Annotated in this window: 20 protein-coding genes and 1 pseudogene; 11 read left to right on the top strand and 10 right to left on the bottom strand. The window is 40.6% G+C overall.

Annotation, left to right across the window (positions count from 1 at the left end; all coding sequences use genetic code 11):
- Positions 1-126: 126 nt before the first annotated feature.
- The 4 genes from ACM0OW_RS16070 (at position 127) to ACM0OW_RS16085 (ending at position 1,483) form a co-directional block, all read left to right on the top strand.
- Positions 127-384: a 2TM domain-containing protein gene (locus ACM0OW_RS16070; RefSeq protein ID WP_414551170.1), complete on the top strand. Its 258-nt coding sequence runs from the start codon at positions 127-129 to the stop codon at positions 382-384.
- A 120-nt stretch (positions 385-504) separates the two neighbouring features.
- On the top strand, positions 505-813 hold the full coding sequence (locus tag ACM0OW_RS16075; RefSeq protein WP_414551171.1) for a DUF3181 family protein: 309 nt from the start codon (positions 505-507) through the stop codon (positions 811-813).
- Positions 814-875: 62 nt separating this feature from the next.
- On the top strand, positions 876-1,109 hold the full coding sequence (locus ACM0OW_RS16080) for a hypothetical protein (protein ID WP_414551172.1): 234 nt from the start codon (positions 876-878) through the stop codon (positions 1,107-1,109).
- 137 nt (positions 1,110-1,246) lie between these two features.
- Entirely contained in the window at positions 1,247-1,483 is a 237-nt protein-coding gene (locus tag ACM0OW_RS16085; RefSeq protein ID WP_414551173.1) for an acetyltransferase, read from the top strand.
- Positions 1,484-1,631: 148 nt separating this feature from the next.
- Here the strand turns inward: ACM0OW_RS16085 and ACM0OW_RS16090 are convergent, their stop codons facing one another.
- The 3 genes from ACM0OW_RS16090 to ACM0OW_RS16100 all read right to left on the bottom strand — a co-directional run bounded on the left by ACM0OW_RS16090 (position 1,632) and on the right by ACM0OW_RS16100 (position 4,037).
- A complete protein-coding gene (locus ACM0OW_RS16090; protein WP_414551174.1) occupies positions 1,632-2,105 on the bottom strand; it encodes an ABA4-like family protein in 474 nt (157 codons plus the stop codon).
- Positions 2,106-2,118: 13 nt separating this feature from the next.
- Entirely contained in the window at positions 2,119-3,159 is a 1,041-nt protein-coding gene (cobW, locus tag ACM0OW_RS16095; protein ID WP_414551175.1) for a cobalamin biosynthesis protein CobW, read from the bottom strand.
- Positions 3,160-3,320: 161 nt separating this feature from the next.
- Complete coding sequence (locus tag ACM0OW_RS16100; protein WP_414551176.1) at positions 3,321-4,037, bottom strand: heme oxygenase (biliverdin-producing); 717 nt, start codon at positions 4,035-4,037, stop codon at positions 3,321-3,323.
- 545 nt (positions 4,038-4,582) lie between these two features.
- On the opposite strand from ACM0OW_RS16100, the gene glmM reads away from it, so the two are divergent.
- From glmM to ACM0OW_RS16130, 6 genes are all read left to right on the top strand, one after another.
- Positions 4,583-6,055 (top strand): phosphoglucosamine mutase, encoded by a 1,473-nt coding sequence (gene glmM, locus ACM0OW_RS16105; RefSeq protein WP_414551177.1) that lies wholly within the window; start codon positions 4,583-4,585, stop codon positions 6,053-6,055.
- 341 nt (positions 6,056-6,396) lie between these two features.
- Positions 6,397-8,055, top strand: a complete 1,659-nt coding sequence (gene hpsL / locus ACM0OW_RS16110; RefSeq protein ID WP_414551178.1) for a hormogonium polysaccharide biosynthesis protein HpsL — start codon at positions 6,397-6,399, stop codon at positions 8,053-8,055.
- Between the two features lie 99 nt (positions 8,056-8,154).
- Positions 8,155-9,135: a hormogonium polysaccharide biosynthesis glycosyltransferase HpsN gene (gene hpsN, locus ACM0OW_RS16115; RefSeq protein WP_414551179.1), complete on the top strand. Its 981-nt coding sequence runs from the start codon at positions 8,155-8,157 to the stop codon at positions 9,133-9,135.
- Between the two features lie 47 nt (positions 9,136-9,182).
- Positions 9,183-10,355, top strand: coding sequence for a hormogonium polysaccharide biosynthesis glycosyltransferase HpsO (gene hpsO / locus ACM0OW_RS16120; RefSeq protein WP_414551180.1), 1,173 nt, complete (start codon positions 9,183-9,185; stop codon positions 10,353-10,355).
- 70 nt (positions 10,356-10,425) lie between these two features.
- Entirely contained in the window at positions 10,426-11,604 is a 1,179-nt protein-coding gene (hpsP, locus tag ACM0OW_RS16125) for a hormogonium polysaccharide biosynthesis glycosyltransferase HpsP (RefSeq protein ID WP_414551181.1), read from the top strand.
- Between the two features lie 164 nt (positions 11,605-11,768).
- Positions 11,769-12,407, top strand: a complete 639-nt coding sequence (locus ACM0OW_RS16130) for a peroxiredoxin (RefSeq protein ID WP_414551182.1) — start codon at positions 11,769-11,771, stop codon at positions 12,405-12,407.
- 323 nt (positions 12,408-12,730) lie between these two features.
- Here the strand turns inward: ACM0OW_RS16130 and ACM0OW_RS16135 are convergent, their stop codons facing one another.
- The 4 genes and pseudogenes from ACM0OW_RS16135 to ACM0OW_RS16150 form a co-directional block, all read right to left on the bottom strand.
- Positions 12,731-13,477, bottom strand: a complete 747-nt coding sequence (locus ACM0OW_RS16135) for a creatininase family protein (RefSeq protein ID WP_414551183.1) — start codon at positions 13,475-13,477, stop codon at positions 12,731-12,733.
- An 18-nt stretch (positions 13,478-13,495) separates the two neighbouring features.
- A complete protein-coding gene (locus tag ACM0OW_RS16140; RefSeq protein WP_414551184.1) occupies positions 13,496-14,668 on the bottom strand; it encodes a pentapeptide repeat-containing protein in 1,173 nt (390 codons plus the stop codon).
- A 559-nt stretch (positions 14,669-15,227) separates the two neighbouring features.
- Positions 15,228-15,488: pseudogene (locus tag ACM0OW_RS16145) on the bottom strand (cupin domain-containing protein); the annotation flags it as partial.
- A gap of 22 nt (positions 15,489-15,510) precedes the next feature.
- The gene (locus ACM0OW_RS16150; protein ID WP_414551185.1) at positions 15,511-15,876 is read right to left on the bottom strand and encodes a Mo-dependent nitrogenase C-terminal domain-containing protein; all 366 of its coding nucleotides are present in this window, start codon (positions 15,874-15,876) and stop codon (positions 15,511-15,513) included.
- 754 nt (positions 15,877-16,630) lie between these two features.
- On the opposite strand from ACM0OW_RS16150, the gene ACM0OW_RS16155 reads away from it, so the two are divergent.
- Complete coding sequence (locus ACM0OW_RS16155; RefSeq protein ID WP_414551186.1) at positions 16,631-16,948, top strand: hypothetical protein; 318 nt, start codon at positions 16,631-16,633, stop codon at positions 16,946-16,948.
- A gap of 234 nt (positions 16,949-17,182) precedes the next feature.
- Here ACM0OW_RS16155 and ACM0OW_RS16160 read toward each other — a convergent pair whose 3' ends face one another.
- From ACM0OW_RS16160 to ACM0OW_RS16170, 3 genes are all read right to left on the bottom strand, one after another.
- Complete coding sequence (locus tag ACM0OW_RS16160) at positions 17,183-17,884, bottom strand: DevA family ABC transporter ATP-binding protein (RefSeq protein ID WP_414551187.1); 702 nt, start codon at positions 17,882-17,884, stop codon at positions 17,183-17,185.
- Positions 17,885-18,186: 302 nt separating this feature from the next.
- The gene (gene devC, locus ACM0OW_RS16165) at positions 18,187-19,368 is read right to left on the bottom strand and encodes an ABC transporter permease DevC (RefSeq protein ID WP_414551188.1); all 1,182 of its coding nucleotides are present in this window, start codon (positions 19,366-19,368) and stop codon (positions 18,187-18,189) included.
- On the bottom strand, positions 19,365-20,666 hold the full coding sequence (locus ACM0OW_RS16170; RefSeq protein ID WP_414551189.1) for an ABC exporter membrane fusion protein: 1,302 nt from the start codon (positions 20,664-20,666) through the stop codon (positions 19,365-19,367). Before ACM0OW_RS16170 ends, devC begins: the two co-directional genes overlap by 4 nt.
- Between the last annotated feature and the right edge of the window lie 96 nt (positions 20,667-20,762).

Raw genomic sequence — 20,762 nt, forward strand, 5'->3', positions numbered from 1 at the left:
GCTACTATATAAAATTGCATCTAATTTTCGAGATTTTGTGGCCAGAGAACCTTAAAAACCTTAAAATAAGTAAGTACATAGCAATCAGCTGTGTTTCTACTGTGTTCAAGTCTGTAATAAATCTTTATGCCCCCTCGTTGGCCTCGCAAACCCGACCGCAAAGACCCAGCATTCCGCAAGTTAGACGACCGGATTAATTTTGCTGTCCATGTCGCACTGACTACAGCTGTTAATTCTAGTTTATGGTTTATTCACAACTTAAAAGCAGCTACCTGGGAATGGCTACCCTGGTTAACCGCAGGTTGGATATTAGTATTGTTGGTGCATCTGATTTATATTAGTGCGATCGCTAACTATACCGAAACTCCATCCAAATCAACCTAAAGATGGAGTATTAAGGCTAGGGCGATTGTAACCTGTGGCAGTAGATTCAGCTTGATAATTGCGCGATAATAGTTAGAGACCCTGATAGTTAACGCTCTTTGTTGATATAAGGTGGTTTTTATGCCTACGACTCAAACCGCAGAATTACTGGAAGCCCTAGCTGCTGAAATTGGTGAGGCAGTCTATATAGACATTGCCAAGTGGCATCTTTATTTATCTGATGCCAAACTACATACTGTAGTTGCTGAACAGATGTATCCCTTAATTAGTTCTCAGACTGTAAATGAAGACCGAGTTATAGCAGTCTTAGAATCTATCCCCGTGAAAATCGGTGGTGGGAGAAAAGAATTGCCTTTAAATGACCTACTACCACTCCAATGTCAAGTAAACCTAGTAGATATTTTAGAGAAATATCAACGCGAGATTTAATTTCTGCTTTCTGAGTGTTGATAATTTGCGTTTTGGGCAACCTCAACCAGGAGGTGACAGATATGAGTGCATATCAGTTTCACGACGAATACACTTTAGCCGAAACAGCAGAAGAACTTGGTAAAGAAGCTTTAAAATTGGGTTTAATACCTAGTTTTTTGGTGCGCCATTTTCCTGATAGCAGGCAATACTATATCCCCAACGAAGAAGAATCTCAACCTCTGACACCAGAACAAGCATATCTGCGGTTTAAGAAACTGGTTGAAGAATCTAGTACCGCAAGGCGGAATTCGTAATTCGTAGTTCGTAATTCGTAGTTCGTAGTTCCGACAGTACAAGAGTTATGTTGATTTGGAATGAGTAATTAATTTATCAACGATTTTTGGATAAAGTTTACATCAATTCCGCATGAAAATTTAGTGAGGTAATGTATATGTTTTTACAACTCAAAGATTCCGGCGATATCGTCAAAATTCTTGATTTTCAGGAATTAATCGATCCCAATACGAATATTATCCACGCCCAAGACCAATTAGGTGAAGAAGAACAAGAACCTGATACCTATAGAAAACAAAATCTCGTCTTCCCCTCCGGTGAAAGTCTCCCACGCTGTTGGGTAGATGCAAATTATAGACATCCTCAACTTTCATCATCTTCTCAGCACCGATAAACAAAAATAAATATTTAAGTAGGTTGGGTTGTTCGCGTCAGCGTTGCGTAGCAATGGTACAAAACCCAACATTTGAGAGGCTTTGTTGGGTTTCACTTTGTTCAACCCAACCTACAACTGTGTTTTTCTGTGGTTTATTTCTCTGAATCTAACTGTTACTAGAAACAGCTTTTTCTACTACCGCTTCAGGCTGCTGTGAGTTGGGAAAAAATGCCTTAGTAATCCAGTGAGTTAAGATATGGGAAAGTAAACCCAAAGGGCCAGCAAACAAACATAAGGCAATAGAGTGAATTGTCCAAATACCTGTTTTCTGACCTTCTAAATATATCCAGCGCCCGACAAATAAATCCATCACCAAAAAATGAATCCAACCCGTTGCAGCAGCTGTTTCATTTGCAAAAAATCTCGCAATATCGGCTAATTGAGGATTGGATAAAGCCGCAGCATTTTCTGGTGTAATGCTATTGATAAACAAATACAAATATGCACCAGCAAGCACTACAAAAGGTAGATATGATTCCATTACTTGCCGTGTAAATTTCCACTTAGGTAGGAAAATCATCAACACCCAAAAGGGTAAAACGAAAATATTAGCAATGTCAAATAGTTGAGAGATATTCATAAATTTGGGGAGATTATAAAGCTACCAATTGTGATTCTATTTCTGAAGATTTTAAATCACGACCAATAAAAACTAAACTGGTTTGTTGAGGTTCCTGTGGTTTCCAAGGACGGTCATAAAATTTATCAAATCGAGTGCCGACACCTTGCATTACTAGGCGCATGGGTTTGTTAGCTACTGCGACAAAGCCTTTGATGCGATAGATTTCTTGTTGATTAGCCAGTTTTTGCAGTTCTTGTTGCAGTTTTTCTGGGTCAAAAGTGCGGTTTAAAACTAAGTGAGTTGAGGTAATTTCTTCGTCGTGTTCGTGGTCTTCTTCGGTGTCGTGATGGCTGGGACGACTATCTAAATTATCTTCAACTGCGGCTTGGAATCCTAATAGTATAGAGGCATCAAGTGTACCGCGATCGCTTTCTACAATCTTCACCACTCTGGGCAATTCTTGCTTAATCAATTCCTCAACTCGATGCTTGGTTTCAATATCCACTAAATCAGTTTTATTCAACACCACCAAATCTGCACAAGCAAGTTGGTCTTCAAACAGTTCTTGCAAGGGTGTTTCATGTTCTAGACTATCATCTGCTTGGCGTTGAGATGCGATCGCCTCTAGATTACTAGCAAATGTACCTGATGCTACGGCTGCACAATCTACCACGGTAATTACTGCATCCACTGTAGCTGCGGCGCGAATTTCTTGCCAGCGAAAAGCTTTAATTAAAGGTTTGGGTAAAGCTAACCCGGAAGTTTCAATTAAAATACAGTCAATGCTATCTCGCCGCTTGATGAGTTCTTGCATCGTGGGATAAAACTCTTCCTGCACGGTACAGCATAAGCAGCCGTTAGTTAATTCAAAAATATTACTGCCATCGTCCCCATCTTCGGGGCAAATCTGACAGGATTTTAACAATTCACCATCAATACCCAGTTCGCCAAACTCGTTGACTAACACTGCAATTCGGCGACCTTGATTGTTTTGTAGGAGGTGGCGAATTAAGCTGGTTTTACCACTGCCTAAAAAGCCTGTAATTACTGTAACAGGAATTTTTGTAGCCATTGTTTAGTTGGAGATATGCGCTGAGGCAATAATTGCGTCTGTCTCTATTTTCCCTCAGCTAGGACACTAAAAAAACATTTGGGGCAACTTCTTTGCGATCGCCTGATCTCAAATCAGGTGAACCCAAAAAAGCTGCCCCTAGATTTTACTTGCAACAAAATTTACTCAGCAGTAGCCAGTTCGGTGTTGCCACGATTGCGGCGACGTGTGAGACTGTTAAACAGCATGACACCGATGGATTTAATCAAATTACCTTCCAATTCTTGGAACATCTTCATGTTCATCCCAAAAGCGGAGTTAGCTTCATCGACAATGCGATCGCCTGAAGCTTCATCCAGGGGTAATTCATCCAGAGTTTGACGGTATTTAGCTTTAAAAGCCTTTTCGTCGGTAATATCTGCAAATTCATAGAACGCAGTCCCTTGACCCTCAGACAAGTTCATCGCTGTCACAGCAATGTTTTTGAGAATTTGACCACCGGAGAGATCACCCAAATAACGAGTATAGGAATGGGCGATTAATAATTCTGGTTCTGTTTGCGAAATTTCGCGGATGCGTTGCACATAAGCTGCACCTGCTGGCGAAAGTTTAACTTCTTCCCGCCAGTTAGTACCAAAATAGTAACTCAAATCTTGCTCTAAGGTCTGCTTGCGGTTGAGTTGAACAAAGTTAATTTTGCCGAGAATCGGATGCTGACGGTGCTTTTCCATCTCCTCTTCCATCGCGGAGTAGATGAAATAAAAGTTAGCTACTAGTTTGCGGTAAGAATTTTTCTCAACCACTCCTTTTAAAAAACACTTGACAAAACCCACATTTTCTGCCATTGTATGGGCTTTTTTAGTACCTAAACGTAATTTGCTGGCTAAATTGCTGCTCATACTAAATTTCTCAACTTAAAAGGTTAATTGCTGAAGTTACGATTTATGAATGGCTAAAACAGGCCATCAAAACGTTAGATTAAAACTATTTGATGAGAATTTATATTAAAATTTTTTAAGTTGCCCGAACTTGGACTTCAATTCAAACGTCAATGAGGCTAAGTAATTGAGAACTCCATCAGGAGATTTTGAGGTACTTTTTATGTCCGTGAGCTAAACTTTGGTTTAACCTTTAATATCGCTGTAAAATTCTGATATTCACAGTTTTTTAGCTTGTGATCAACTTGCCAAATCGCCGTTAATAACTATCCACAGGAAGAATTTTATGGCAATTCATCAAATACAAAGAGACACTTGTCGCATAAAATACTGACATTGCCTCAGTAAAAGATTCAGTAATTTTACTTAAAAATATGTATTCACCTGATTTTGCCAATAAAAACCAGTATATATTACAGATAAACAGTTAGCTCAGTCGAAATGACTAAAGTAACGTGTACAGTGAGTGATGTTTTCCAATGTGATGGTGCGGGGAGTTAAAAGTTATGGTTACATCTATAAATAAAAGCCAAAGCGAGATTCGAGGTAGTTCTAAGTCAGAATTTCACAAATCAGGCAAAGGTCTGGATGGCAATTTTGCGCTTAACTTATTATCACTACCAAAGACTGCCTTGTTTGGCACAGACGGGATTCGTGGAGAAGTGGGAGAACTATTGAATGCGCCCCTAGCATTACAAGTGGGTTTTTGGGCGGGTATGGTTTTGCAAAATCATAGTTGTCAAACAGGGCCAGTCATCCTGGGGCAAGATTCCCGCAACTCTAGCGATATGCTGGCAATGGCTTTAAGTGCTGGGTTAACAGCAGCCGGGGTAGAGGTTTGGTATTTGGGGTTATGTCCCACTCCCACAGTTGCTTATTTAACCAGCATCAGTGCAGCCATCGGTGGAGTGATGATTTCTGCTAGTCATAATCCCCCAGAAGACAACGGGATTAAGATTTTTAATGGCAATGGTTCTAAGTTATCTCCAGCATTGCAGGCAGAGATTGAGGCGGGACTCCGGGGACATACAGTTACGGGTAAAGTTCGTAATTGTGGACGGCATTATTCGCGCGGGGAATTAGTGAGTCAGTACGGCGAAACCTTGAAAGCATCCTTGCAGCAAACGGTAAATCTTCAAGGGCTGAAAATTGTTTTAGACTTAGCCTTTGGTGCAGCAGTGGGGTTAGCACCAAAAATATTTACCCAAATGGGGGCAGAGGTAATCTGCTTACATAATCAAGCTGATGGCGATCGCATTAACGTCAATTGCGGTTCCACTGATTTAGCAATTTTGCAAGCCACAGTTAAGGAACATCAAGCCGACTTGGGTTTTGCCTTTGATGGCGATGCTGATCGCGTCTTAGCTGTAGATCATACTGGTAGGCAAGTCGATGGTGATTATATTCTTTATCTGTGGGGACTGCACCTCAAACAACAGCAACAACTCCCAGATAACCTGATTGTTTCCACCGTCATGGCTAACTTAGGCTTTGAGAGGGCTTGGCAACAACAAGGTGGGAATTTAATTCGTACCGCCGTTGGGGATCAATATGTCCAGGCGGAAATGATGCGGACTGGGGGAATGTTAGGCGGTGAACAATCTGGTCATATTCTTTGCCGCCATTACGCCATTACTGGTGATGGTTTATTAACAGCTTTACATATAGCAGCTTTAGTCAAAGATGCCGGTGTTCCCCTCAGCGAAATGGTAGATCAAAGCTTTCAGACTTATCCCCAATTCTTACGGAATGTCCGAGTTATAGATCGCGATCGCCGCTTAAATTGGCAAGATTGTATACCAGTACAACAGGCGATCGCTTTAGCCGAAACTGCAATGGGTGATGCTGGCAGAATATTAGTCAGGGCTTCTGGTACAGAACCAGTGATCAGAGTCATGGTAGAAGCTGCTAATGCAGAACTTGCTAACCACTGGACAAATGAATTAGTATCTCAAGTTCAGCAACACCTGACAGTTTAAGTTTTGCATTCAAACAGCTTTTTGATGACAGCTTTTGCAAATGAATAGCCTAATTCAAATGCAGAAGTTGTTACCTTTGGGGTTAATCATCTGAATTAACAAGATATTCCACTAGATATAAAATTTTGATGGAAAAAATTAATTGTCACAAATCAGATAGGATTGCTACAGTCATCCCAACTTATTTGTAAAGTACGGCTTATGTGAGTTGGAGTCTGGAAAGGCGTAAATACGTCAACGCGACTAAATATCTTGGCTAAACCACAGCCTAAAACCCTTGCTATTGCTTGGGCATTTTTAATTCACATAAGGCGTAAAGTATAAAATATGATTTTCTATTTATGCCGAAATTAAAATCCAAATCACAGAAATCAAAAAGCTCAAAACAACAGAAAAAAAAGGAAGCTTCTACTTCTAGCCTCAAAGAACGGTTAGCCCAAAAGCGTAAAAAAACTCAAGCACGTAAAGAATTTACCACCCTACTGACCGCCGCTAGCTTTACCAGCTTCTTTTTTGGCATTCTACTTTTTTTTGTCGGTGGAGTGAAGGTGGCACTTCCTGGTGTGTTGGGCATTCTGATCATGTCATTTTCCTACAAATATCCCCGCGCAGGCTTGTTTGCTTTTCTGATTTATATGCCATTTGGGGGTACTATCACCTATTACATCGGTAACAGTCCCGTTCTGCAATTGGCTAAAGATGCTTTTTACGTTCCTGCCTTGATTGCATTTTGGCAAACTTGCCGCAAACAAGGACTACCTCTAATAGTTCCCAAAGCTATTAAGACTCCACTGTTGATTTTATTTTGTTGTTGTCTATTGACACTAATATTTATCAATGGTGGACAACACCTGAATCCTCCCACAGTGGGACTTTTGCAAAACGCACCCAATGAAAATCCCATAGGTATGGGTATTTTGGGACTAAAAGTATTTTTGGGTTATCTGCCATTAATTGGTTGTGCTTATTATTTAATTCGGGATAAAAAAGACTTCCTATTTTTATCTCGCCTACAGGTTTCACTCATACTTATCTGCTGTGGTCTGGGAATTCTTCAATATGTCTTACTACTAACTGGAGTCTGTGAAGGAACCAGAAATGCTTCAGGTGACGATTTATTTAAAGCATCACTAGATGCTCGGTGTTATTTTGGTGGTTCTCTACTCTATAGTCCTAGTCAGGGAGTAATTCGCTTACCAGGGACTTTTGTCGCCCCTTGGCAATGGGCATGGTTTTTGATTTCTAGCACCTTTTTTGGCTTTGCTACAGGTTTCGCTGACCCTTCAGTTATTTGGCGGTTATTAGGTTTAGGTTCTTTAGCAACAGTTTTTATCAATGCAGTGGTCTCTGGACAGAGAATTGCCTTAGCCCTCGTGCCAGTTTGCTTCATACTCTTACTAATACTTACTGGTCAAATTCGTAACTTAAAACGCTTTGTCCCAATGGCAATAGGACTTGCCCTGATTTTGGGAATTGCAATGGCCAGTTATCCGGAGGTTGTGCAAGAACGGATAGATAGTTTTACAAGTCGCGCCGAAGCTTCACCCCCGGAAGAATTTATTCTCCAGCAGTTTGAAGAAAATTGGAAAAATGTCGCTAGCCCAATTGGTAGCGGCTTAGGCCGGGCGACTAATTCAGCTAGGGCATTGGGCAGAACTAAGCTGGTAGAAACATACTACCCCAAGGTACTGTGGGAGGTAGGTATTGTGGGAGTACTAGGATTTTTAGCTTTGGTGACAACCCTGACAATTACTGCTTTCAAAACATATCGTTCCATCAAAGACCCTAATTTACGCATTTATGCTGCTTCAATGTGGGTGTTTATACTTGTTATCAGCTATAATACTTATTATTATCCTTTAGATGTTGATCCAGTAGCTGTATACTACTGGTTTGCCGCAGGTGTACTGTTTAAATTGGCAGTACTGGATAAACAAGAAAGACACAATGTTGAGCCTATAGAAACAACAAAGAAGAAATCTTTCCGGGCAAAAGTTTAATGAGTTACAGTCCCATTAGCAGCGAAATACCATGAAAAATGGTAACTTGAGCAGAGAATACTATGATCGAGCCGCAAATTTATTTCCATACCAAAACAGATGCATGATTTGCCTTTAATTTCCGTAATTATTCCCACCTATGGGAGAGAAGAAACGCTGCGGGATAGTATCATAGATGTTTTAAAACAGGACTATCTCCACTTTGAGGTTTTGGTGGTAGACCAATCTCCCACACACGAACCAGAGATTCAAGCCTATCTAGAAGAAATCTCCGCAGCAGGTAAAATTCAGTGGTTTCGCTTAGATTGGGCGAGTTTACCAGGGGCGCGTAATTATGGTGTGCGACGCTCAAAAGGTGAAATCATTTTATTTATTGATGATGATGTGGAAATTACCCCGGAATTTTTAGCCGCCCATGCCAAAAACTATGTGCAGAATCCAGAGATAGGGGCTGTGGCTGGGCGAGTATTTGACAGAGGTAAATTAAGTGATTCGGGTGGTGAGTTGCAGATTGAATATTTACCCCCTCAAGCAATGGACCCTGGAATCGCTTGGTATCACATTGATTTAGTCCACACCATCAAACCCCAGCAAGTATTAACAGCTAGGGGTTGCAATATGTCTTTTCGCCGCGAAATTTTTACTAAATACGGACTGCACTTTGACGAGAGATTTCGGGGTAGTGCGGTGCGCGAAGAATCAGACTTTTGTTTGCGAATCCGACAGACGGGATATAAGATTTGGTATGATCCAGAGGCTTATTTGATACATTTAGGCGAAGAAACTGGAGGTTGTCATGATATTAGTATGCGATCGCTCAAATATCAACTCACCTTTTACCACAATCATTTCTTAATGGCGCTAAAAAACCTCAACGCCATCCAAGCCTTACGCCTATACGCCGCTTTATTTGACTGTCACGTTCTCGGACACCCGCCTTGTAACAAAAGTGGTTCACCTATAAAAATTGTGACTCGCGGTATTTTCTATACTTTAGGTTTTCTCAAAGCTTTGGGTACTGTTATTCAGTCAATCTGGAATGATGGTCAAACTTATACTCACCTGGATCAACAAATTTAGTCATTAGTCATTTCTGAAATTTGACTATTAATAAATACTCAAAATTTATGAAAATTTTAGTTGCTAGTCATTCCTATATTGTAGACCTCAACTGTGAAAAATTACGGGCTTTAGCTCAATTAAAACCAGGAATTGAAGTAACAGTTATCGTTCCTAAAACCTGGAAACCTGGGGGTGTACAAAACAAAGTTATTACTACTGAATACCGGGATGAAGGCAATTTTAAAATTGTCCCAATTTCTAACTTCAGTCAAAACCATCAAGGCCTTCTGACTTTTGGTACTGATTTAATCTCTTTATTACGCAAATTTCGCCCCCAAATTATCCAAGTAGAACAAGGTTCTAGAGGTTTAGCCTATGCTCAAATGATTTTTCTCAATCAGCTATTAGGACTCAAGGCAAAAAATATATTTTTTACTTGGTGGAATCTGCCCTACGAGCTAAAATTTCCGATTGCTTTATTAGAGAAATATAATCTTAACCATAGTCACGGTATCATTTCTGGTAATCGAGATGGTGCGGAAGTTCTCAGACAACGAGGATATCAAGGTAAAATTAAAGTTATGCCCCAATTGGGTGTTGATGAACGTTTGTTTACTCCCAAACAGCAACCAGAATTAGCCAGTAAATTGGGGATTAAATCTGATGATTTTGTTGTAGGTTTTGTGGGACGCTTTGTCCCAGAAAAAGGTTTACTCACGCTTTTACAAGCTTTACTAACTATCAAAGATAAACCTTGGAAATTATTACTATTGGGACGGGGAGAGTTACAAGCAGAATTAATTAAAATAACTACAGAAAACAATCTCAGAGAACGGGTAATTTTTGTAGAAAGTGTACCCCATGATCAAGTTGCCAATTATATCAATTTAATGAATACTTTGGTACTACCTTCAGAAACAACTTATAAATTTAAAACCTTGACTGCGGCGGGTTGGAAAGAACAATTTGGTCATGTACTAATTGAGGCTATGGCTTGCCAAGTTCCGGTAATTGGTTCTGATTCTGGTGAAATTCCCAATGTAATTGGTGATGCTGGTTTAGTATTCCCTGAAGGCGATATTCCAGCTTTGGCTAATTGCTTAATGCAATTAATAGACCAACCAGATATTGCTCAGAGTATTGGTAAAAAGGGTTATGAAAAAGCCCTGAATAAATATACTAATAAGGCTTTAGCACAGCAGCAATTGGAGTTTTATCAAGAATTAATTAATAATTAAAGGTTCGCGCCTTAGCGAAGCGAAGTACGAAGTACGTTAGGCGCAAAGGCGCAAAGAAGAACACAAAACAATGAAAATTTTACAAATTATTCCTTCTGTTTCTGTTGTGTATGGCGGTCCCAGTCAAATGGTTATTGGGCTGGCTTCTGCGTTGGCGAAAGAGAACGTAGAAGTTACGATTATCACAACTGATAGTAATGGTGATAGTGGCCAAAAACCTCTGGATGTGCCTTTAAATTGTCCAGTGAAACAAGATGGTTATGAAATCATTTATTTTCGTTGCGCCCCATTTCGTCGCTATAAGTTTTCGCTTGATTTATTACAATGGTTAAAAGTTCACGCTGGTGAATATGATTTGGCACATATTCATGCTTTATTCTCTCCTGTAAGTAGTGCTGCGGCTAGGGTATGTCATCAGCAAAAGCTACCTTATATTTTACGTCCTCTGGGAACTCTTGATCCTGCTGATTTACGCAAAAAAAAGCAATTAAAACAGCTTTATGCGGGACTTATTGAACGTCGAAATTTAGCTGATGCAGCCGCAATTCATTTTACCAGTGAACAAGAGGCGAAAATCTCAGAACGCTTTGGGGTAGTGACACGAGATTTGGTGATTCCTTTAGGTGTAATTCCCCCGGAAAAGGTGGGAGATGGGGGGAGTTTAGTCCGTAGTCAATGGGGAATACCTCAAGATTCACCTTTAGTGCTGTTTATGTCGCGCCTTGACCAAAAAAAAGGGTTAGATTTGTTAATTCCAGCCCTAGAAAAGCTTTTAGAGTCTAAGTGCAGTTTTCACTTTGTTTTAGCTGGGACAAATTCTCAAGACCCAGATTATGAGCAAAAAATCAAAGATCAGATTGCCAATTCACCATTGCGATCGCATACTACAATTACAGGCTTTGTGAGTGGTGAGTTAAAAGCTAGTTTACTACAAGCTGCTAATCTATTTGTATTGCCTTCTTACTATGAAAATTTTGGCATTGCTGTAGCTGAAGCTATGGTAGCAGGTATACCCGTAGTTATTTCTGATCAGGTGCATATTTGGCAACAGGTGCGTGATAGCAAGTCAGGCTGGGTAGGTACAACAGATGTAGAAACTTTTGTAGAATTAATAGCAGAAGCTTTGCAAAATCCTCAAGAATGTCAGCAACGGGGATTAAATGCCCAAAAATATGCTTTAGAGTATTTTAGTTGGAGTGCGATCGCCCGTAAAGTCATCCAAGCTTACCAAAAAATTATCACAAAATAAACACAGAAAATGCATACCTCACATTTTAATTAATTTGTACTTCTTGCTACGTTAAAAAATTAAAATTTTGTTACAAACTGCTAAAAGCCGATGGAGAAACTGTGATTTATGCCATGATCGCAATGTAAAATACATAAGCCTTTCTAAATTACAGGGAATCTTGCATGACTCTCCGTCTTGGTGATACAGTACCCAACTTTACACAAGCCTCTACACACGGCGATATCAACTTTCACGAATGGGCGGGTGACAGCTGGGTAGTGCTGTTTTCTCACCCTGCTGACTTTACGCCTGTTTGTACCACAGAATTAGGCACAGTTGCCAAACTAAAGCCCGAATTTGACAAGCGTAACGTAAAAGCGATCGCACTTAGTGTTGATGATGTTGACTCCCATAATGGTTGGGTAGGAGACATCGAAGAAACTCAAGGAACCGCCCTCAACTACCCCATTCTCGCAGATGCGGATAACAAGGTTTCTAACCTTTATGACATGATTCACCCCAACGCAGCGGCAAACATCACAGTGCGTTCGGTATTCGTTATCGACCCCAACAAAAAACTGCGTCTTAGCTTCACCTATCCCCCCAGCACAGGACGCAACTTTGATGAACTATTGCGAGTAATTGATTCTCTGCAATTAACAGATAATTACAGCGTAGCTACACCTGCTGACTGGAAAGACGGGGAAGACTGCGTAATTGTACCCTCATTGAAAGACCCCGAAGTTCTCAAAGAGAAATTCCCCAAAGGTTACAAAGAAATCAAACCTTATTTACGGATGACTCCTCAGCCTAACAAGTAAGTTTCATTGACATCAATATTAGTATATTCGTCGTAGAGTGGGTTAGCGATCGCGTCACCCACTTTTTTATATATTTAGACGCGATTTATCGCGTCTCTACATGAGAATTTGATGATTATCTGATATCAAGTCCGGTAAATTAATTACGATATGTCATTGCGAGTGCAACGTATCGCTAAAGCGAAAGCTCCGCTAACGCGTAGCGTGGCGTTAGCCATAGTGGAACGACGCAATCGCCCAGACTCTGCGATTACTTCACTTCGCTATCGCTACGTTCGTAATGACAAGCGTTTAGTCGGACATGATATGAACCGTATTGAGTGCTATTCTGCATTCAAAAATTCTAAATACCCTTTACTGAGTTCTTTCACTGCTAAATCATAAAACTGCTTACCATGTTCTGGTGTTGCTAAAGCCGGATTTGAACCCATGCGTCCATCTGGGTAACTTTTACGGAAGTCAGTTGCACTATAAATTCTGTGTCCACTGGCAACTTCTGGAGAGAGAGGGGCTTGTTTGATCGACTCTGGATAAATATACTGGGTGAGGGCGACTTCACTGGGAGTTGCATGAGAACCTTCTTGGTCGCCATATAATTCTTTAGCGAGTTTGTATACAGAACCGCACATAAACCAGTTAGCTACTTGACATTGTACCTGTTGGGCGTTGACAATCTGCAAATCTTCCAAATGTGCGTAAGTTTCCGAAAAAGCAGCTTTGAGGGTGGCAATATTACCACCGTGTCCATTGATAAAGTAGAATTTGGTAAAACCAGCTTTGGTTAAACAAGTGATGTAGTCTCGTACTACCTGAATCATAGTACTGGGACGCAGACTTATTGTGCCAGGAAAAGCGGTATGATGTAATGCCATGCCCACATTGATTGTAGGGCCAATGAGTGCCTGAGTTGCGTCACCCACACCACGTGCGATCGCCTCTGCACAAATCGCATCAGTCCCAATTAAACCTGTGGGACCGTGTTGTTCTGTAGAACCAATGGGGAGAATAATACCCCGTGATTGTTGTAAATAAGCTTCAACTTCTGTCCAAGTGCTTAAATGTAGTTGCATTTTGCAGAAAAATCTAGTTTAGGAATATCCAATTTCTAGCATTTTAAAAAATTCTTGGACTACTTCATCTGGATTTTCATAACATCTAGAGGAATCAAATCTTTCCACGACCTTGATACCGTGTCTTCTAAAAATGCGTTCTCTTTCTTGTTCTTCTACTCTGCGTTCTGGGGTATGATAGGGTCCATCAACTTCCAAAATTCCCCATTTACCGTTGTAACAAATTAGAAAATCAGCCTCTTTATTAGCTCTCCCATTGGGTGTATTGAGTCGAGCTAAACAGTTTGGTAAAAATAAAACTTCAGCCCTATCTAGTGCTTCAGCAATTTTGATTTCTGTTTTTGAGCGAAATGTTAGCCTTTGCCAAGTATGAGTTTTTTGATTTGAATAAAATTGAACTCCTTGGTTATTGGCAGCATTTACACTTTCAGGCGTTTTGCGTAAAATTAAGTCTGTATTTTCTATAATCTTTTTGTATAAACTAGCAAATTCTCCAGGTAAAAATTTACCTTCTATCGGTCGTCTTTCTTCTGGATTAATTCTGTCTTCTTCCTCATCATATTCACCAGATAAATAAACATATTCACAAATTACTTTATCTAGTTTTGTTTTACTATTAATACTCCAATCTTTTATACAAGCACCTGTCAGAGTTGCGTGATCAAAATTGGTAGCGATTACTTTCGATTCATATAAAATAGTCCTACCCAGGTCAGCACTACTAAGATTAGCACTACTCAGGTTAGCCCCTCTCAGGTCAGCACTACTAAGATTAGCACTACTCAGGTTAGCCCCTCTCAGGTAGGCATTCCTCAGGTAGGCATTACTCAGGTAGGCACTAGTCAGGTTAGCGCCACCCAGTTGAGCATCAAACAGGTCAGCATTACTCAGGTCAGCATCAAGCAGTTCAGCCCTTCTCAGGTTAGCCCAACTCAGGTTAGCCCAATTCAGGTTAGCATTACTTAGGTTAGCAAGACGCAGGTTAGCATTACTCAGGTCAGCATTAGTCAGTTTAGCCCCACTCAGGTCAGCAAAACTCAGGTCAGACTGACTCAGGTCAGCATGAATCAGGTCAGCATCAATCAAGTCAGCATGACTTAGGTCAGCTTCTACAGATGTATTTTCACTCCTCCACTCATTCCAAACTTGGACACCCTGTTTCAGTATTGCTAGATGCTGCTCATTCGCCATTATCGATTTTTTATACTTAAATTTATCAATATTCGGATTTTAACCTAATACCGGGAAACAAGCCCTTGAAAGTTAGTTAAAGTTCTGGTTTGGGGCGATTTTATTCGGGTTGACTGATTTTATCAGCATTAGTCAACAATTCAAGGTGGGTTACGCTGTCGCTTTAGCGCAGCCATGCCCCCTTGGGCTATACCCACCCTACGTTTCTGAATCAGAGTATAAAATCCCAAAATTACGTTTCTTTTCCTTCCTACCTTTGCGCCTTTGCGCCTTTGCGCGAAACAAATCCATATTCTCAATCATCAACGCCATATTTTCTACAGAACGTCAAAAAGACACAGTACATACTGTGCCTTTTTCCTTGTATTCAATTGACTGTAGAGATGTTTGCATTCTGGAGAATAGAACCAACCAAAAGACCAGAGAATTAATTCTTGATGCTTGACTAATCAAAGCAATACAGCACTTCCGGCAGCTATGAGGTACATCCCCAAAACTGAAAGCTATGATAGGAGAGGGACACAGGATAAATCTGTATTGCATAATAGCCGGAAGCGCTGTAATGTTTTTTCACGTCGCTTGTAATTTCCCATGTACAAGACATACCAGCAGGAAAAGTCACTAAATCGCCTTTACCCATCTGCACTGGTTGTCCACCATCAGGTGTAACAACGACATCACCTAACAAAAAATAGCAAGTCTCTTGAGAATCATAAGTCCAGGGAAATTTGGATATTTCTTTCTGCCAAATTGCCCATTTGAAAACACCTAACTCCTTAAGATGTTCTTCACTCGGTTGATGCTCAATTTTAATTTCCATGCTATGTTTTCTCGGTTGGGATTTAGCAGTATAGATCGATGTCTTCTCCACACTTATCTACTAAATAACATAATGCCCGAAAGCGCAAGCCGACAAACTGATCATAAAGTGGATTCAGCTTACACATTGCGGGAATATGTCCTATTTTGCGACCAAATAAAATGACATCACGCTCAAAAGGACACTGCGCCGGAATCAATTTCGCAATAAAGTGAGCAAAGTCACGATTTTTAATTTCGAGATTGTCGAGCTTGTGACGCAATGGTTGCAGTAAATCGAATTTAGGCAGAGTAAATTTATTTTTTCTACCCGCTTGATGCGTGGCTTCTACTTCTGCTGGTTTGATGAAAGCAGGTAGGATAATATGTTGATTATTTGTCTTAAGCATATTTCTGAGCAAGGTCTTCCTTGTATTGATAAACTATTTGCCGATTTAGAGCTTTACCATGCAATCTATGTCGGTCATTTGTCTTGTACCTAACGGATGAATGGAACGAGGAAAGGCACAATGTGAGTAATTTGCATAGAACTTGCTGGTAAATAGTTCACTTACTTATATTTAAGCTCACTAGATAACGAATAACTGTCCCGTTAAATACAAAATAACAAAGAAAATATAAATATGGCCTTCCATTAACTTATACTTATTGATTGCTGATTTTGAAAGTAGCGATCCCCTATATTTTATTCCAATTCATAGTTTAGAAACTGCCTAGTAGTTGGTTTTATACTGTTGTTGGCTAAAGCAGGTGTAACCTTGATTCTGGCTAGGCTGAATTTTTAGTTATTGCTTAACCTTGAACGATATTAAAGGCTTGGTATCAAAAAAAATGTCCCTTTTGCTACAAAACTTCTCCTCAATATTATTTAATTAACCGCACAATATTCTTTCATAAGTAGAAACTAATTTAATTTCATCAGTTTCCGCAATTATTACCATAATCGTAGTTAAAGCGCAAGTATCATGCAGCACATATAAATAGCCTAGATGCTTAATCTCGAATAGATACAAGATTTCATTTAGGCTGGTCACGAAAAAGACTGTTAAGTAAAATTACAAAATTTGCCAAAATATTGAGAAATTTGCTGCAAGTCAAACATGGCTTTAACGTAGAACCTATAGGAGATGAAGAAAATAAGATATGAACAAGAATAATACTCAAAAATACCAGTTCGTCTGTACCCTCACCTTTGGCGACATCTACGGTCAAATAATTGTTTGGCTAATCACAATCACTCTCAGTTTGGCTTCTGCTTTGGCGTTGATGGGTGCTAAACGACCTGTATATGCTTTAGCCACTGTTGGTCTAATAGTTCTGTTATCACTGCCATTTTTGCTGTTTGCATTCGTCACTACGCTATTCAATCATATTGAAGTCACAGCTATATCTCCAGCCACCAAGACCGAACCCATCCCTGGTAATATTTCTCAGCAACAACCAGTACAAGCAACTAGCTGATTTAATAAAATCATCATTTTGACACCCTGCTATCAGCAGGGTATTTTTTATATAAATATTCTGCACTCATCCACTGATAAGATTTTTCACGGGATCTATAAAACCTCGCTTCCATTCATCGCCCTAGCCTATGCTGAACCTCCCCTACAGGCTGAGGTGTACACAGAAGTCGGGAAATTATCTTTTGTGTCAAGATAGTATCGAGAGTGCTTAGAAAAAACCTTCCACACAGTATTACGCACTAGTGATAGTATTTACATCATTTCTCACCAGATGACCATCTTCCATGTAGATAATCCGGTCAGCGATATCTAAAATGCGGTTGTCGTGGGTGACGAGCAAAATTGTACAGCCTTGTTCTTTGGCTAATTTTTGCATTATTTCCACAACATCGCGCCCCGATTGTTTATCGAGTGCGGCGGTGGGTTCATCGGCTAAGACAATTTTAGGCTGACTTACCAACGCTCGTGCGATCGCAACCCGTTGTTTTTGTCCACCAGACAAATTATCGGGATAGTAATTCAATCGTTCTCCCAAACCCACTGCTTCTAGCATTTGTTGTGATTGGTGAAGCATTTGCTGGGTAGAAATTTGCGGTTGCACTTCCAAACCCATCCGCACGTTCTGGAGTGCTGTTAAACTACCATGCAAGTTATGAGCTTGAAAGATATAACCGTTACTTCGCCGCGCCTGTGTTAAGTGTTTGGGACTAGCACCACACAGTTCTCTGTCTAAAACTCGCATACTACCAGACTGGACAGAACGCAAGCCTCCCACTAAAGTTAGCAGTGTCGTTTTACCAGAACCAGAAGGCCCAGTCATAATTACAATCTCACCGGCATTAATTGTGAGATTGATATTGAATAAAACCTGCTTACTCAATTGACCACTACCAAAGTAATGATCTAGATTTTCAATAGAGATAACATTAGTCATTAGCGCTCTTTTATGACTCTGAAAACATAAAATATTCGTAGGTTGGGTTGAGGCTTTGCGAAACCCAACAAAACCGGGGATTCTTGGTGTTGGTTTATGCCTAAGTAGGTAGGCACAAATAAAGTCAACTATGTAACAGAATGTAAACGCCTTATAACCCTTGCGATTACTTCGCTTTACTCCGTTACGCTCGTAATGACATACCTGTAAATTTTCCTGCCTACCTACTTACGGCAAGCTACGCTAACACTCCGTTCAACCCAACCTACTCCTGAACCCGCCCCTACCCAGTCCCGAATTCCCTAAAACATATCGGCGGGGTCAGCAGATTGTAATCTCTGAGTGGCGATAATTCCCGAAATAGTACACATAATGATTGTTAGCAATAATACAACTACTGCCCTCAATAAAGTCATATATATCGGTAAATTTGTCGCATTGCGAGCCAAGTGGTAAAGTCCCAAAGGCACAACAAATCCGGGAATAAAACCCAGGAAAGCTAAAATAATCGCTTCTTCAAAAATCACGCCTAATAGGTATGAATTGGGATAACCCATTGCTTTGAAGGTGGCGTATTCTTTCAAATGGGCATTCACATCAGTAGAAAGAACTTGATAGACAATAATCACACCTACCAGAAATCCCATAGCTACGCCCAAACTGAAGATAAAACCAATGGGGCTTTCACTTTTCCAGTAGGCTTCTTCAAATTGGATAAATTCCTCCCGTGTTAGCACTTTGACATCTTCATTGTTTTGCAGGTGCAATTTTAAGGCTGCGGCTACCTGCTGCGAATCATAGCCTGGTTGAATATCTATCAAGCCCAGGCTGATACTCCCTACTTGTCGTCTGGGAAATAGTCTTAAAAAATTGTCATCGTTGGAAATCAATGTACCGTCAGCGCCAAAGGATGCGCCTAATTTAAATGCGCCAGTGATGTTAATGGTACGTTTATCTACTTCTGTGGATACGGTTTTACCTGCGTCAATTTGCCTAAATACCTCTTGGTATTCACCTCTGGCTCCACGGTCAAACACAAAGGAATCTGGTAATTTAATCTTGTCTAATTGAGCATTTAGTTCTGGTAAGTCTAAAACAGGCTGTTCATGAGTCACACCAATGGCTTGGACTGGGGTTTTGCGGCGTGTTTGGGGATTCTTCCAAGTGACTAAACCGATATACATGGCTGTAGCTGATTGTACACCCGGCACATCAGCAGCCTGCAATAATCGCCGCCGTGAAAAGGTAGACATACTTTGCATATTCCGGCTTTGTGGACTCATTAAAATGATGTCTGCCAGCACAGCTCGATTTATGGTGGTGTTGCTGTCGTATAGGGCATTCTGAAAGCCTAGCTGCATAAACATCAGGACATCTGCAAAGGCAATACCTGCTAAAGCGACTAACAAACGACTTTTATGATGGCTCAGTTGTAACCATCCTAGAGGTGTTCGCCGTTGTAGTTGTTTAATTAATTCATTCATAGTTCAATCACCGCCTTCACTTGTAAATTTGTAAATTTACCGGCTTTTTGGCTGGATGCTTCATCAAGTTTTACATGAGCTTCCACAACTCTAGAATCAATATTTTCCGTGGGGTCACTGTTAATAATATTTTGCCGTTCCACTTTCCAGCCTACCCAATCTACTGTTCCGACTAATTCATCGGGTAGAGAATTACTAGATATTCGCACTCGTTGTTGAGGTTGGACTTTGCTCACGTCGCTTTGATAAATTTCGACAACTGCATACATCTGGTTGGTTTGCCCAATCTCGATAATGCCGTCATTAGATACTATTTCGCCTGAGCGAGTATGAATATCAAATATTACACCTGCTTGAGGTGATTTTACATAAGCTTGCTCTAAGTTAGCCTTTGCCTGTTTTGCGACTGCCAAAGCCCGGTTAACTTCTGCTTTGGCTCCGGCGACATCTACCGGACGAACTTCGGCAATCCTGTCTAAAGTAGCGGCTGCGGCATTGGCTTGTTGGTTGCCGGTGGCTTGAATTCGAGCTAGCACTGTCTGAGCTTCGGTAATTTGCTGGCGACCAGTGCCATCAATCCGGTTGAGAATTGCTCTAGCTTCACTCAACTGCTGGGTGATAATATCTACACTCAGGCGCTTATTATCAAATAAGGACTGGGAAATTGCTCCTTCTGAGTACAACTGCTGATAGCGTTGAAATTCTACTTGGGCGTTTTTGAGTTCGGCTTCGAGCTTGTTAATTGTGGCTTGTTGTGCCGTTTTCTCTCCTTGCCACTGTACCTCTAACCTGGTGACTGTCTCCCTTTGCTGAGTTTCATCCCCTAGAGTTTGTGCTTGAATACGCGCCATTTCGGCTTTTTGCGCTGTTATTTCGCCTACTTTTGCACCTTCCTGGATTTTTGCCAGATTTATCTGTGCTATTTTCACAGATGCTTCGGCTTCTTGTAATGCGGCTTGTAAGCGATCGCGATTATCTAAAATTGCGATCGCCTCCCCAGCTTTTACCTGATCTCCCTGTTTGACTAAAAGCTTCTCTACCCGACTACCTTGACTAAATGCCGGTGCGGAAAGTTTAATTACTTTACCTTTGGGTTCTAATCTTCCCAAGGCTGTGACTGTTTTAATTTGCGGTATGCTCACCTGGGCGGTGGGAGTGGTTTCTAATGGCTGTGATTGCCAAAATTTGTAACCTATTGTACCGGCGATCGCCAAACTTGTAGCTACTGCCAACATAATCAGTTGGCGAGAGCTAGGCTTAAAGAATGCGGAACCTTTAGCTGTGCTATCAGGTAGCATAAGCCCCCTTTTTTACGTATAAGTAAACTGGTTAGTTCAATTGTTATTTCACTAAACTAAACTGTACATCCTAATAATGTCAAGAGTCCAAAAATC

This window comes from Anabaena sp. CCY 0017, from assembly GCF_963920885.1.
Taxonomy (GTDB): domain Bacteria; phylum Cyanobacteriota; class Cyanobacteriia; order Cyanobacteriales; family Nostocaceae; genus Nodularia.